Annotated in this window: 8 protein-coding genes; 3 read left to right on the plus strand and 5 right to left on the minus strand. The window is 52.0% G+C overall.

What is annotated here, in order from left to right:
* Nucleotides 1-39: 39 nt before the first annotated feature.
* Complete coding sequence (locus tag H8K43_RS08005) at nucleotides 40-660, minus strand: TetR/AcrR family transcriptional regulator (protein WP_186903332.1); 621 nt, start codon at nucleotides 658-660, stop codon at nucleotides 40-42.
* Between the two features lie 175 nt (nucleotides 661-835).
* Here H8K43_RS08005 and H8K43_RS08010 point away from each other — a divergent pair, with 175 nt between their 5' ends.
* Nucleotides 836-1,954 carry a CaiB/BaiF CoA transferase family protein gene (locus tag H8K43_RS08010; RefSeq protein ID WP_186903333.1) on the plus strand — a complete coding sequence of 373 codons (1,119 nt, stop codon included), beginning with the start codon at nucleotides 836-838 and terminating at the stop codon, nucleotides 1,952-1,954.
* A 29-nt stretch (nucleotides 1,955-1,983) separates the two neighbouring features.
* Here H8K43_RS08010 and H8K43_RS08015 read toward each other — a convergent pair whose 3' ends face one another.
* The gene (locus tag H8K43_RS08015) at nucleotides 1,984-4,239 is read right to left on the minus strand and encodes a carbohydrate binding family 9 domain-containing protein (RefSeq protein WP_186903334.1); all 2,256 of its coding nucleotides are present in this window, start codon (nucleotides 4,237-4,239) and stop codon (nucleotides 1,984-1,986) included.
* Nucleotides 4,240-4,378: 139 nt separating this feature from the next.
* Nucleotides 4,379-7,186 carry a TonB-dependent receptor plug domain-containing protein gene (locus H8K43_RS08020; RefSeq protein WP_186903335.1) on the minus strand — a complete coding sequence of 936 codons (2,808 nt, stop codon included), beginning with the start codon at nucleotides 7,184-7,186 and terminating at the stop codon, nucleotides 4,379-4,381.
* A gap of 608 nt (nucleotides 7,187-7,794) precedes the next feature.
* On the opposite strand from H8K43_RS08020, the gene H8K43_RS19165 reads away from it, so the two are divergent.
* On the plus strand, nucleotides 7,795-11,079 hold the full coding sequence (locus H8K43_RS19165) for an amidohydrolase family protein (protein WP_222610988.1): 3,285 nt from the start codon (nucleotides 7,795-7,797) through the stop codon (nucleotides 11,077-11,079).
* A gap of 398 nt (nucleotides 11,080-11,477) precedes the next feature.
* The gene (locus tag H8K43_RS08030) at nucleotides 11,478-12,671 is read left to right on the plus strand and encodes an amino acid aminotransferase (protein WP_186903336.1); all 1,194 of its coding nucleotides are present in this window, start codon (nucleotides 11,478-11,480) and stop codon (nucleotides 12,669-12,671) included.
* Between the two features lie 74 nt (nucleotides 12,672-12,745).
* Here the strand turns inward: H8K43_RS08030 and H8K43_RS08035 are convergent, their stop codons facing one another.
* Nucleotides 12,746-14,605, minus strand: a complete 1,860-nt coding sequence (locus H8K43_RS08035; protein WP_186903337.1) for an AI-2E family transporter — start codon at nucleotides 14,603-14,605, stop codon at nucleotides 12,746-12,748.
* Nucleotides 14,606-14,720: 115 nt separating this feature from the next.
* Nucleotides 14,721-15,572, minus strand: coding sequence for a glutamate racemase (gene murI, locus H8K43_RS08040; RefSeq protein ID WP_186903338.1), 852 nt, complete (start codon nucleotides 15,570-15,572; stop codon nucleotides 14,721-14,723).
* Nucleotides 15,573-15,678 lie beyond the last annotated feature (106 nt).

The raw sequence follows: 15,678 nt of genomic DNA on the forward strand, positions 1-15,678 counted from the left end.
AAGTTTTTTGCGTTGCTGAGTCAGTGCCTGTACTGAATCTCAGCAGCGCAGCAAAAAGCGGACAGCGTCGGCACTGAGTGTCGCCAGCGTCTGGCCTTCGCGTGGACGGTACCACTGGGCAGTCCAGTTCAGCGCGCCAAACATCCAGAGCTTATCGAAGTCCCCCGGCATGTGCCAGCTGCCCTCAGCTTGCAGCCTGTGCAGGCAGGCTTCCCATACCGCTTCATAACGGTCTTTCAGATGCACGATCTCTTGTCGCGCTTCCGGATTCAGGGCGCGCCATTCATACAGCAGAACTGGGATGAAATCATGTTCCGGCGCGACCAGAGTTTCCAGATGCGCGCTCACCAGTTGCGTGAACAGTTCGCGCGCATTCAGCGGCTGCTGCTGTATCGCTTCTATCTTTTCCAAAGCGTCCAGCAATCCCTGCTCCATCACCGCGCGCAGCATGTCGTGCTTGGATTTATAGTGATAAAACCAGCTGCCGGCCTGCATGCCGCTGGCTGCTGCAATATCGCGTACTGTAGTATGGTCATAGCCCTGTTGCCGGAACAGCGCGGCAGCATGCCGCAAAATCAGACGGCGGCTGCTGTCTGATCCGCTTTGAGTCGGGCGGCCACGTTTTTTGCTGTGGCTGGCAGGTGGCTGTATCTCTGGCATGTGCAATGAAAATAAAAAAACCTGATCAGTCTGTCAGCTTACCTGAGTCAGGGCCTGAATGTAGCTGAGTGCATGCAGCTGACTAAAAAATCCTGTTGTTTCCGCATGCACTAAGGATGAATAGCACAAAAAAACAGCGATACTGCTGATTCTCTTTCAATACAGGAGTGTGCGGATGACTGGGCCGCTGGCAGGATTGCGTGTGATAGAAATGCTGGGCCTGGGGCCTGGTCCGTTTGCTGGCATGATGCTGGCGGATATGGGAGCTGAGGTGGTTCGGGTGCAGCGCCGCGCCGACTCTGCCACGGCGGCGGCGCAGGTATTTCCTTTGTTGGGCAGTCGTTATGATGTGCTGGGGCGCAGCCGGCGTGTGATCACGCTGGATTTGAAATCGCCGCAGGATCAGGCGACCTTGTTGGCGCTGAGTGACAAAGCGGATGCCTTGATCGAAGGCTACCGGCCCGGTGTAATGGAAAAACTGGGGCTGGGACCCGAGGTTTGCCTGCAGCGTAATCCGCGTCTGGTGTATGGACGTATGACAGGCTGGGGACAGACCGGACCCTTAGCGCACAGTGCCGGACACGATATCAATTACCTCGCGCTGAGTGGCATGTTGCAAGCGATGGGTAGACCGGATAGTCCGCCTGCGCCACCCTTGAATCTGGTGGCTGATTTTGGTGGCGGTGGCATGCTGCTCGCGTTTGGTGTGGTCTGCGCTTTGCTGGAAGCGCGTCAATCGGGACAGGGGCAAGTGGTGGATGCGGCAATGACGGAAGGCAGTGCATTGTTGGGCGCGATGCTATATGGCTTTCAGGCCGCCGGAGCCTGGTCCTTACAGCGGGGTACTAATCTGCTCGATGGTGCTGCGCATTTCTACGATACCTATGCTTGTGCCGACCAGCGTTATATGGCGGTCGGTGCGATAGAGCCTGCGTTTTATCAGCAATTGCTGCAACTGGCCGGAATAGAAGCAAGCCAGTTACCGGCGCAGTTTGATCGCGCTGGCTGGGCCGCTGCCAAACAACAGCTGGCGCAGGTATTTGCGACAAAAACTCAGGCGCAATGGTGTGAATTACTGGAGGGCAGTGATGCCTGTTGCGCACCGGTGCTGGATATGCAAAACGCGCCTTTGCATCCACATGCAAAAGCGCGTTCCAGTTTTGTCGAACTCGATGGTGTGGTGCAGCCAGCACCGGCACCGCGTTTCAGCCGTACCCAGCCGGATGTACCTGCGCAATCCGCGCATCAGAACGATGAGTCGGCTGCGATACTGCGCGACTGGGGTATAGCCTGAGTCGCTCAGGTTTTAACATTAGCTCAGCTTCAGATACGCCATGACAGCTTCACAAAGACTTCGTTTTGCTGGCGTCTGGCAGTAAAGCCGGGTGTCTCATTGCCGGAGCGGGTCCAGCCCAGATAGGCTACCCGTCCCAGGCTCTCGGTATGGGTGTACACCAGCGAACTGATATGGCGCTCACTATCGGCAGCGACCGCTTTTTGGTACAAGGCCGGATTGCGCCAGGCATGGCCGCGTTGATAAATCAGACGCAGATTGTCCTGGCTGCTGAAGTGCAGCACGCTGTTGAGTTGAAATGCGGTCTCGGTGTAGGCGCGGCCAGACTGAGTGACGCCGGGCGTGGCAGACTGATCGATCCAGTTGATCGCAAAATTAGGTTCCAGCTCGAAGCGGTCATGCAGACGCAGTTTGGCGCTGCTGTTCAGCGTACCGCCGCGACCGAGGCGGTTGCTGTCGATATCGATCACATCGCCCAGTGTCAGGTCAGCGGAAACCCTGGCCACCTGGCGACCGGGACTCACGCCAAAACCGGCCAGTAACTTATTGCTTGAAAATACTTCACCCGTTTCGCTGACACGGCTCTGGCTGGCCGGGCTGACGGCCAGATAGGCACTGCTGTCGTAATGGCTGGCAACACGTATGCCGGGTATCAGGCTGCGGCCCATGATATTGCCGAGGCTGTCGCGTTTGTATTCCAGCTGCAGATAAGGATTCACTTCATGGAAGAGGCCGTTACGGCCCAATTTTTTGACCAGCTCAGAGTTAAAGCTGCGAAATCCGGTCTGTGAAAAAAAGCCATTATCGGCACGGAAGTCTTTACTTAAATCCTTGTAAGTGGCGGACATTGCCCAACTGTCGTTGCCACGCGACCATTCGAGATGCGCAGCATGACCACGTGTGCTGTTGCCTGCGACCAGATTGCCATCGGCATTGGCCTGGGCGGTGGTCTGGCTGATTAAGAGCTGGCCGCGCAGCATTTCATTTTCATTACGCTGCCAGATAAAGTCAGGGCCGAACACGCGGTTATACGCTTTCGACTGGCTCAAAGTGCGATCAGTGAATACCGCACCCGCAGATAAACTGCCAAAGTGGAAGTTGGCGCGCGCATCGGTGGCGATGGAATCCTCGGTGCGGGTCGCGAGTCCGGTGTAATAATTGTTCGGCAGCAGCACCAGGCCACCGGCGACATCTCTGGCTGTGAGGATGCTGATATCACGCTCGCCATCGCGCCGCGTATAACGCAAGCCTGCATCAGGATTGGAAATGCTGCGCGTGCTGATGACATTCATCGGCGTTTTCAGCATATCAGCGCCTTCCAAAAAGAACGGCCGTTTTTCAGAGACGAAAATACTGAAGCGGGTATTACCGGATAACTGAGGTGCATCCAGCTCGATTTGTGAAAAATCCGGGCGTATGGTGGCATCGAAAGTCGTGGCGGAATCCGGCCTGAATTTCATGTCCAGACTCAGCTGATTACTGCTCGCTGATTTTGCCGCTGAGCCGCTTTGTTCATCGCGACTGCGGCGGCTGACTATCTGTGGCGTGATGCTCCAGTTCATACCGGAAGGCAGATTTTTCAAGCCCTGAATATCATCTGAGAAGCATAGATTGCAACTGGCAGCACGTGTGACGCCACCGCTATACATACGGTAACGCTGATCCCTGGTCATATTCCTCAATACCAGCAGGCTCCAGGGTTTTTCCGCATTTTTATCATAGGCGATTTCGGAAAACGGTATCCGGTATTCGGCACTCCAGCCATCATCCTGTATAGCGGTCGCGACCTGATAATCATAGTCGGGTGCAGTATCGTCACCCGTCATATCCGAGTACATGCCATCCATGATCGCACCACGCGCATTGACGTAAAACACTTGCGACGCCTTATGACTGCCGCTGGCATCGATGTAGAGTGCGACAAAGTCCTGATCGATACTGATCTTATCGCGTCGTGCAAAAGGTGCGCGTATCAGTGCCGCCTTGTCATCGTAAGCCTTGATGCCGACGTACAGATATTTTTCATCATAGGCCAGCCTTACTTCGGTTTTCAAATGCGCTTTTTGCTGATCGACAGGCTGAGTTTGATAAAAGGTATCAAACACCGGCGCCTTGGCCCAGATTGCCTCATCCAGCTTGCCATCGACTTGTATGTGCTGGGTTTTATCTGTGATGGGGTAGGCCTGAAAGCCGGCGGGTGCTGCGCAGACAGCGCCGCACAGCAGTGACAGAGCAAGGCTGCAGCCCGGCAGTAGCAGGTGCTTGAAAAGAGTTGGAGTAGGCATGATATTAGCTTTAGGCGGGTGAAGTTTGAGCTGGGTATCAGACTGCTTACTGTGCCTGGAGTTCCTGAAGGAAGCAGATAAAAAAACCCGGCTTTTCAGCCGGGTTTTTACACTTCAATTTCAATAAACGATGACTTGATTATTTGAATTTGTAGTTTGCGCTGACTGTCAGAGCACGACCTTGTGGGTTGTGCAGAACAGTGTTGTAGTAGTTGTAGTTGGGATCGAATGGAGCATTGCGATCAAATACATTACGTACTGTTGCGCGCAGTGTCAGATCTTTGAAGCCTGTGTAAGTTGCACCCATATCGAAGGACGTGAATGAAGCTACGCGGCAATCAGATGTTTCTGCTAACTCTGCTTTAGTGAAGCCTGGGCTGCAGATGGTTTTTACACCTGTTGTGGTGTTGAATGCAGGCAGACCATAGCCACTCACATAGTTCATCGAACCAAATACGGAGTAGTCATTCAGAGACCAAGTCAGATTCAGACGGGTTTTCAAGCGCGGTGTGTCGCCTGTATCCGATGTATCAACAAATGGATTGCCTGCTTCGCTTTGATATTTGAAGCTGTCAATATAGCCAGCAAACAAAGTTGTATTCAAACGACCCCATTCACCCAGATTTGCTTTGTAAGCCAATTCCAGATCCACACCTTTAACAATGGATTCACCAAGGTTCAGGTATTTACGTTTTACACCAACTACAGTGCCTGTGCCTGGAATAGGATTGCCTTTTGCGTCTTTCAACAATGTTGTCGGGTCAGGACTGCGGAATACTACGTCATTGTAAAAAGTGTTACCTTCAGCATACAGTTTACGCAGGATGTCGTTAGAGCTCAGACGATCGATTTCATTCTTGCGGCTGATTTGATACACGTCCAGCGTACCGCTGAAGTTTGCTGTCGGTGCAAATACCAGACCCAGGGTTTTGCTGCGGGATGTTTCTGGTTTCAACTGAGTATTGGCAACGATGAACGACGCGATACTACGAGTACCAGTCGTACATTCATTGGTTTCGTAGTTAGTCGCGCCAGGAATTGCCGCACCGGTCGGGCACCGTACCCAGTCACGGTTAGTGTTGATGGTCTGGAAGCTGGATACATTCGACGTCGAGATCTGCGTCAGGCCTGGAGCGCGGAAGCCTTCAGAAACCGTACCACGGAAGCTTAATTCAGGAATCGGTGTGTATTTGAAGCCAATTTTTGGCGTCGTTGAAGAGCCATAGTCGCTGTAACGGTCATAACGTACCGCTGCCTCGATATTGACAGACTTCAGCACTGGAAGGTTAGCTTCTGTGAACAGAGAGGCGACATTGCGTGAGCCAGTTGCCGACGATGCGCCACGACCAACGTAGTTACCTGCTGCCAGATTGGCATCAGAAACCATCTCGATACTTTCACGGCGATATTCGCCACCTGCAGCGATACCGATAGCGCCACCAGCCAGTTGACCGAATTCTGTGGAACCTTTGAGGTCAACGCTGTTGACGGTTGTTTCGCCGCGGGAGTTTGCATCAGGACTAATTTGCTTGAGCAATTCAGCACTGTTAGTGCCGCCAAAACGATATTTTTCCAGTGCAGCACCTGCGGTCACGGCATTGATTGCACCGTAGTCGCGGGATTCACGTTTGGATTTATTCAGCATTACACCAGACTGCCAGTCCCAGCCAAAGTGTGTGCCGCTCAGACCACCGACCAGACGATAGGTGGTTTGCGTGACATCAGTACCTGCAGCGATATCAGCCAGACGTGCGCCAGTCGCTACACGCAGTTGGTTTGCACTGTTCGCGGCAAACAAAGGATTGTCCGGATGATTGGCTGGCAGTGCAAAGCGGAAAGAACGGCGATTACCTGCAGGGTCAAACCAGGTGCTCAGACCGCTGGACAGGGTGGCGAAGCCACCACTGCTTGGAAATTCATTTTCCAGACGCGATACACCAGCCTCAACAAAGCCAGTAATGTCTTTAGTGACATTGAAAGAAGCACGGGAGAACAGGTTGGCAGACTTCGAAGGCGTAGTGAAGTAAGCATATTGGTTCAAGTCCATTGCGCAAGCTGGTGCTTTGCTAGACAAAATAGTCGAGCTGACTTGATTTGCAGGACATTTACTTGGATACACAGGTGCATTCGTGTTGTAAACGCCGCTGCCTACACCTGTTTCAGGATAGTAGTTAGGTGTAAAAGTAATCGCGCTGTCCGCACCGAAAATATCACCGCCCCATTTGCCGCGTGCTACTGGTAAAGCACTGATGCCACCGGATTTTTCAACTTTAGTGCCTTCGCGTTTGCTGACATCCAGGCCAACCATAATGTTGAAACCGTCTGTGTCTACATCACCGTAGCCACCGAACAGGGAGATGTTATTGTTTTTGAAGCCACCCTGAGTCGCGCCGGATGTGGTTGCAGTTGCTTCCAGGCCTTTGTACTCTTTTTTGAGGATGATGTTCACAACGCCGGCGATCGCATCAGAGCCGTAAACAGCGGATGCGCCGTCTTTCAATACTTCAACGCGCTCAATCGCGGACATTGGAATATTGTTGATGTTGTACAGGGTGGATTGACCGGAGTTAGGATCAGCTGTTGCTGTTGCTGCCATACGGCGGCCATTGATCAGCGTCAGTGTCGATGCAGAACCCAGACCACGCAGGGATGCAGTTGCTGTACCAGCAGCAAAACCATTGCCGGATGTGAAGTCATTCTGACCACCGGATGTGATGGATGGAATGGTTTGCATCAGTTCGGACATGTTAGTCGCGCCAGAACGTTTGATGTCTTCTGCTCTGATCACTTGCACTGGAGATGCTGTTTCAGTATTAGTACGTTTGATGCTGGTACCAGTCACTTCCACTTTTTGAATCTTTTCAGTGGTCTGTGCTTCTTGCGCAAAAGCAGCGGTACTGAACATACCGATCGTTGCTAATGCAGCTGTGATTTTATTTAATTTCATTCTTTAACTCTCCGGTTATAGAAAACCCAATCAATGACAGGTTCGCGTGGGGTTACCCCTACAATGCAAACGCTTCTTCTTCGCAATGCAGCAATTGATGTTCACTTTTTCTCCACGAGATCCCCCCCGCTGAGAAAAAATTTGTGCCCCGACATTAATAGTAACAATTTGTATTATTTCTCCAAGTAAAATCGTAAAAACTGGTAGCAATTTAATAAATAAATGTCGTTTTTTTGTTCAATTTAATATTTCTCCTGAAAAAAACTTTTCATGGATATGTATTTTCCACCTAAGCCAGCCTCGTTTTCTGATGATGTTGCGTCAGCGTTCCAAGCGTAATTTCAATTTCAACTACCTCTAATTTTTTGGATTGCCCAGCTATATATCTGGGATTGTGGAGATAAATAGCTGATATAGCTCGTTTCCCTCAGTATTGGGGTAGCGATGCTGTTATCTGACATGCTGGGAAATGAAGTAATTTCAAAGGAAGCTATTCAATTCGGAACTTTCTACATTGTGATACATCCTAGTCCGGCGGGCTGAATACCAAGTGCACCGGGATTTCGGTGTTGCAGTGCAAAAAAATAAGTCAAAAAAGGAGAGTTTCTGTGTCAAAAAAACGTTTAATCCCACTCGCAGTGGCGCTGTGCTTTGCAGCTAACAGTGGCGATATGTATGCGGCAAACGAGGTAAAAAAAGAGCCTGCAAAAAAGTGGGATGTGAATCAGCCACCTGGTGAAAAACAAGTCGTCAATATTGATACCCGTAGCGGTACCTGGATGAGTGTGGATGTGAGTCCGGATGGTAAGCAAATCGTATTCGATCTGCTGGGTGATATCTACACCTTGCCCATCAGTGGCGGTGAGGCTAAGCCTCTGACGCACTCAGTTGCCTGGGAAATGCAGGCGCGTTTTTCGCCCGATGGTAAACAAATCGCCTTTATGTCGGATGCGGGTGGCGGCGATAATGTGTGGATAATGAACGCGGATGGTAGCAATCCGCGTCAGGTGACCAAAGAAGATTTTCGCTTGTTGAATAATCCCGTCTGGCATCCGTCAGGTCAGTATCTGGCGGCACGCAAGCATTACAGCGGTACGCGCTCACTGGGTTCGGGTGAAATCTGGATGTATCACACCCAAGGTGGTGCTGGCATACAGCTCAATGAAAAACCGAACTGGCAGAAGGACCTGGGCGAACCTGCATTCTCGCCCGATGGTCGCTATGTGTATTATTCCCAGGATACGACTGGTGGCACTTCGTTTGAATATAACAAAGATTCCAACGGTCAGATTTACCAGATCTTCCGCAAAGATTTACAGGACGGTAAAGTTAAGGCACTGGTCAGTGGCGCCGGTGGTGCGGTCCGGCCGGTTCCTTCGCCGGACGGTAAGTATCTGGCCTTTGTGCGTCGTATCCGCAATCAATCTGCCTTGTTCCTGAAGGATTTGCAGACTGGTGAAGAACGTGCGGCCTGGCCGGAGCTGGAGCGTGATATGCAGGAAGCCTGGGCCATCCACGGCGTCTATCCTTCCTTTGCCTGGATGCCGGGCAGTAAAGAGATCGTGGTGTGGGCGAAAGGTAAGCTGTGGCGCCTCGATCCGTTTGCCGGTAAAGCGACAGAAATCGCTTTCCACGTCAAAGATACGCGTGAAATCACGCCAGCCCTGCGCTTTGCACATGAGGTCGCGCCTGAACAGTTCGATGTGCATCAGCTGCGCTGGGTCCAGGTTTCTCCGGTTGGCGATAAAGTGATTTATTCAGCGCTGGGTCATTTGTATGTGCGCCAGTTACCTGATGGTCAGCCTAAGCGCCTGACCAGTCAGAGTCAGCATTTTGAATATTTCCCTAGCTTTTCGAAAGATGGTAAGCGTGTCGTTTACACGACCTGGAATGATGAACAGACAGGTTCAGTGCGCGTATTGGATCTGGGTACAGGCAAAGAAACCATCGTGACCAAAACCCCCGGCAAATACACGCATCCGCGCTTGTCCCCGGATGGCAAAACCGTCACTTATGTCAAAGCACGTGGCGGCTATCTGACTACGCCCTGGAATGGCCTGGATACCGGTGTTTATACCGTGGCTGCCGATGGTCAGTCAGCGCCTAAATTACTGACAGAAGAAGGCAGTGCGCCGCAGTTTGGCAAAGACAGCAGCGCGGTGTATGTGAGTCGTACCAAGTACACCGGTGAAGTTGACTGGAGCACCTCATTGGTCAAAGTTCCGCTTGATGGAAGTCCTGAGCAGGCGGTCGCGAAAAGTGAATTCGCAGGTGAATTTGCGATTTCGCCTGATGGTCAGTGGCTCGCATTTGGTGAGCGTTTCCATGCCTATGTTACGCCTTTACCATTGGCGGGCAAGCCGGTCAGCATAGGGCAGAAAATGGATGCACTGCCGGTACGTCAGCTGGATGTGAATGCGGGTCAGTACCTGCACTGGTCGGGTGACAGTCAAAAAATCCATTTTGCATTAGGTAATCAGTTATTTACCCGTGACTTAAAAGATGCTTTCAGCTTTGTGCCAGGTGCGCCTGCGGAATTGCCTAAATTTAGCGAAGATGGCCTGCATATCGGCTTTAAACAAAAGGCCGATAAACCAAGTGGCGTGACCGTGATTTCCGGCGCACGCATTGCGACCATGAAGGGCGATGAAGTGATCGACAATGGCCGCATTGTGATCCGTGATAACCGTATCGAGCAGATAGGACGTGTCGCTGATGTCGCTGTACCCGAAGGTGCGACCATGATTGATGCAAGCGGCAAAACCATTTTGCCTTGTATCGTCGATGTGCACTGGCATGGTGGTATGGGTGAGGGTGGCATTATCCCTCAGCAAAGCTGGATAGATTATGCTTCGCTGGCTTTTGGTGTCACGACTATTCACGATCCGTCTAACGATACCAATGAAATTTTCACGCACAGTGAAATGCAAAAAGCCGGAGCCGTGGTGGCGCCGCGTATTTTTTCCACCGGCACCATCCTGTATGGCGCTAAGGGGAATTTCAGCGCAGTGGTGAATAATTTCGATGATGCGCTCACTCATCTGAAACGCATGAAAGCTGCCGGTGCTATTTCGGTCAAAAGCTATAACCAGCCACGTCGCGAACAAAGACAGCAGATATTGGAAGCCGCAAGGCAGACCGGCATGATGGTGGTGCCGGAAGGCGGTTCGCTGTTCCAGCACAATATGAGCATGGTGGTGGATGGGCATACCGGTATAGAACATGCGCTGCCGGTAGAAAATGTGTATGACGACGTCAAGCAATTATGGTCACAGACCAAGGTCGGTTATACGCCTACGCTAGGTGTGGCATATGGCGGGCTTGATGGCGAGCATTACTGGTATGCGCGCACCGATGTCTGGAAGCATCCTATCCTGTCTAAATATGTGCCACGCTCGGTGTTGCAACCACGTAGCATACGGCGCGAAACAGCGCCCGAAGAAGACTTCAATGTGCTGCGTGTCGCCAAGGCTGCGAATGAGCTGCAGCGTGCCGGTGTGCCTGTGAATCTGGGGGCGCATGGTCAGCGTGAAGGCTTGGCTGCACATTGGGAAATGTGGACTATGGTGAAGGGCGGTATGACACCAATCGAAGCGATCCGCAGTGCGACTCTGAATGGCGCGCGCTATCTGGGGCTGGATAAAGATGTGGGTTCGCTGGAGGCAGGCAAGCTGGCAGATCTGATGATCGTCGATGGCGATGTATTGCAGGATATCCGCCAGTCTGACCGCATCACGCATGTGATGATGAATGGCCGTTTGTTTGAAACGGCGACCATGAATCAGACCGGCAAACATCCTAAGGCCAGAAAGCCCTTCTTCTTTGAAGGAAAAACTGGTGCCGATGTGCCGGTAGACGCTACCGATTATTCTCATAATCACGCCGGGGAGTAACTCAGCCGGTGCTGTCAGTCCCGCGCAGGCGGGAGTTCAGCGGCATTCGTAAGCAGTGTAGCGCCATCCTGGCTCAGGCAGGGGTGGCGCTTTGTTGTATCTGGGCTTCAATTGCAGCATGTATGCGTTTCTGAGCTGGTTTATTGCTTTATTTGCCAATTTTTAGGCCGCGCACTGCTTTGCTCCTCTGTTCACCCTACTAAAAACACTATCTGTATCCTGATTGCTGCTCAGAATGTGTCAAAATGCCGGACTATTGCGCCTTTGCGAAGAGAGTGGGTCTGCGCAGGGTGCCAGGCAGTTTTCTTTTCACAGGGCTTACGCATCATCACGTCGGTAAGGCGTCCTTACGCTGCCGCTGCGATGGGGTCACAGTCCATCACTACCGGAGTCAAACCATGTTTCAGCATGTCGAAGCCTATCCTGGCGATCCTATCCTGTCTCTGAACGAGGCATTTGGTAAAGATCCGCGTCCAAACAAGATTAATCTGTCTATCGGTATTTACTTCGACGATAACGGCAAAATCCCTATGCTGCCTTCAGTACGTGCTGCGGAGCATAAAGTGGTGGCTGAAGCCGGTGCGCGTCCTTATCTGCCTATGGAAGGTGCAGCTAACTTCCGCACTGCGGTTCAGCATCTGTTATTCGGTGCAGAGCATGCCGCATTGCGCGAAGGCCGCGTTGTGACTTTGCAGACTGTAGGTTCCAGTGGTGGCTTGAAAGTAGGCGGTGATTTTATTCATCGTTACTTCCCACAATCCTCTATTCTGGTCAGCGATCCGACCTGGGATAATCACCGTGCAGTATTTGAAGGTTCAGGCCTGACTGTTAAAACCTATCCTTACTATGATGCAGCAACTGGCGGTCTGCGCTTCGACGCGATGCTGGAAGCCTTGCAGCAAGCCGCGCCTAAGAGCATCGTGCTGTTGCACGCATGCTGCCACAATCCGACTGGCGTAGATCTGACCAAGGCACAATGGCAGGCGCTGGTGCCTGTGCTCAAACAGCGCGAGCTGATTCCTTTCCTGGATCTGGCGTATCAGGGTTATGGCGATGGCATCGAAGAAGATGCGTATGCGATCCGTTTGCTGGCCGATGAAGGTCTGAGCTTCTTCGTGGCGAACTCCTTCTCTAAGAGCATGAGTCTGTATGGCGAACGTTGCGGTGCGCTCAGCGTGGTTTGCCCGGACGCAGCGCAGGCTGTGAATGTACTGGGTCAAATGAAGGCTACCATACGCCGTAATTATTCGAATCCGCCTATGCATGGCGGCCAGCTGGTGGCACGTGTATTGACTGACCCTGAATTGCGTCCTATGTGGGAAGCGGAAGTGGTGGCCATGCGCGATCGTATCCAGCTGATGCGTCGTAAATTGCACGATGTGCTGAGTGCGAAAGTACCCGGCCGTGATTTCAGCTATTTCCTGACCCAGCGCGGCATGTTCAGCTATACCGGCTTGTCGGCAGAGCAGTGTGATCGTCTGAAAGAAGAATTCGGCGTGTATCTGGTGCGTTCCGGACGTATGTGTGTGGCGGGTCTGAATACATCCAACGTGGAAGCGACAGCAAATGCAATCGCCGCGGTACTGAACTAATCCATACGGCTGCAAACAAAAAAGCGATGCTCAGACATCGCTTTTTTTACATCTGGTTCATGATGGCACAGTGCTCAGGATGGGTTCTGTGCCTTATGGCGGGTGATGGATGCGGTAATTTCCTGATACGAGTAAAAAGCCTGTATCAGTTCCGACTCACATGGGGTTTCCTGTATCGCCTGGCTGGTATCACCGGGTATAAACAAAGCTAACTGACAGGCTTGTGGTATTTTTTGCTGTATCTGCGTGACCAGTTCATGCATCGCCGGATGGTTTTCATCTGAATTGGCGGTGACCAGGCAGACAGCAGCTACCATGCTGCTTGGTACATCTGGCGGCGGCTGATTGATGTCAGTTGTAAAGATGTGCCGCGCATCGATATGTGCAGCGCGCAGTACCCTAACCAGTATTTCGGCGGCTAATTCATCAGTTTGTTCGCGCACACCTGTCACCAGGATGACAGAGCCAGCCGGCACATCAATCGGGCCCTGATAGTTACCATGGGTCAGTTCACGCTCATGGATCAGATGGCGGGCCAGCGTCTCTCCATCCAACACTGAGCTGCGACGGCGGCGCCAGAATGGTGCTTTGGATTCCAGTGATACCAGGACGGAGGCGATCGCATTCCCAACTTTATGTTTTTCTTCATCGGTAATTGCGCTCACTGAGAAATCGGCTTGGGCCAGTCTGAGTGCAGGGATTAGCACACTGTCGCAGTACTTAGCTACGGAATGGCGTTGCAAGTAACGCTGGGCAGCATCGATCAGTTCATCAGAATCCCCGGCCAGTGCACGTTGATAGAATTTCTCTGGCAAAGTCAGTGCAGACTCATCGCCGAGTAAAACGCCCAGGAAATTGAGCCCCGATATATAACGTCCCGCCACCACCAGACATAGTGTCAGCGGTGTCGATAAAACCAGACCGACCGGCCCCCAGATGCAGCTCCAGAATACCGCTGCCACCACCACCGATAAAGGTGACAGGCCAGTGGTATGTCCATATAACTGCGGCTCAATCACATGCCCGAACAATAATTCGATCACGATAAACACGACCAGGGTGGCAATAGTCAATTCCCATCCGGGTGAAATAGCAAATGCCAGCAAGGTAGCCAGTCCGGCCGCTATCCAGGCGCCTATGTAAGGAATAAAACGCAGCAAGCCAGTTAATACGCCCCACAACACGGCTTGCGGCAATCCCACTACTGCCAGTGCGATGGTGATGCTTAAGCCGCAGGCACCGTTCACGGCAAATTGAGAGATGAAAAAACGTGACAGGCGGCGTGCCGCATCATCTACGGCGACCGTGGTGGCACGCAGATTATTACTGCCAATCAGACTGATAAATCTGTCCCTGAGTGACTCGCGTTCCAGCAAAATAAAGACCAGCATCACAAACACCAGGCCTATGGTTTCTACCGGCCCGGTGACGGAGTCCAGAATATTGGCGATCAGCTGGCCGGGTGTCGCAGGTGGCTGATGCACTTCGACCGCCACCGGCTTATTTCCCTGTGGTGTGAGGCCGTTGTCATTATTTGCAGTAGCCAGTTCGCGCGAAAAAGGGTCGGTAACAAAGTCGGTTTTGCCAGTGACACTGTGCAGTTTTTCCAGAGTGATGGCATTCAGCGTGCGTAATTTGTCGCGTATGGTCGATTCATACTGAGGCAGACTGGTACCGAGTTTGACTACCTGACTACCCAGTACTAAACCGGCGAAACAGATCGATGCAGCAAATATAAAAACGGTCATCAGTACTGATACGCTGGAAGGCAGGCCGATCAGGCGCAGCCGCCTCACCAGCGGTGCCAGCAGAAATGACAGTATCACAGACAGCGTCATCGGAATCAGCACTTCCTTGCCGAAGTCCAGGAAGAATAAGACGATCGCAGCACTGACCAGTTTCAGGAAACGGCTCAGCTCCAGTTTTTCATTCATCTGCAAATTCAATTTAATCTCACTTTAGCGGTGTATGAAGTGCTTGCTGCGTTTAGGTTTGCCGCGATTGTAATCGCAGATGCTAATTATGCAAACCCGGATTTGTATTGCTGCATCAGCCAGGCAAGGGCAGTGCTGATGCAGGGCAGTTGTTGAGCTGCAGGAGCTTGTCCAGCATGCTGCGCAAATGAGTGACGTCGCCAGTGGTATAGGCTGCAATGCTGCCGCTTTGTGCCGGGTCCTCAGCTGTGCGCTGGCTTTGTAACTGTTTTTGGATTAACAGACGTTGCAGGTGCTGGGCGACAGCGATACCAGTATCAATGATGGTGGCTGCGGCGAGACCCGGACGCAGACTGGCATAAACGTTTTCTATGTTTTCGCGTACAAACGGATAATGGGTGCAGCCCAATACCAGTGTATCTGCACCGGCATCGGCTATGACTTGCAAGTAGCTGCACAATAACTGCTGCAGTTCGTCAGCGTCCATGTCGGTTTGTTCGATCAGATTGACCAGACCGATGCAGGCTTGTGCTACAAAGCGGGTTTGATTTTCCTGAATTAACTGATCACGCAGACGCTGATATTTTTCGCTTTGTAAAGTGCGTTGCGTCGCCAGCACGCCGACCACATGGTTGTTGCTACATGCAGCAGCAGGTTTTAATCCCGGCTCTAAACCGATAATGATGTGTTCAGGATACGCTGCTCTCAATTTTTGTATGGACGCTGCGGTTGCGGTATTGCAGGCGACTACCAGTGCTTTAACACCTCGTGCGAACAGATACTGCGCAATCAGCATGCAGCGTGCGGTAATCTCTTGTTCGCTTTTTTCTCCATAGGGCACGTAGGCTGCGTCCGAGATATAGAGCAGATTTTCTTCCGGAAGCAAGGCGTGGATGTGGCGCAGTACCGAAAGACCACCGATGCCGGAATCAAAAATTCCTATCGGGCTGCCTGAATCAAAAATCATATGCAATGAATCCAGAATAAAAAATGCTCCAGACTGTGATGCAGACTGGAGCGGAATGCAAAGGTGGCGCAGCAGGCAGCCAATCCTGCATCGCTGCAGAATTGAC

The sequence above is a fragment of the Cognatundibacterium curvum genome, assembly GCF_014284235.1.
Classification (GTDB): domain Bacteria; phylum Pseudomonadota; class Gammaproteobacteria; order Burkholderiales; family Burkholderiaceae_D; genus Undibacterium; species Undibacterium curvum.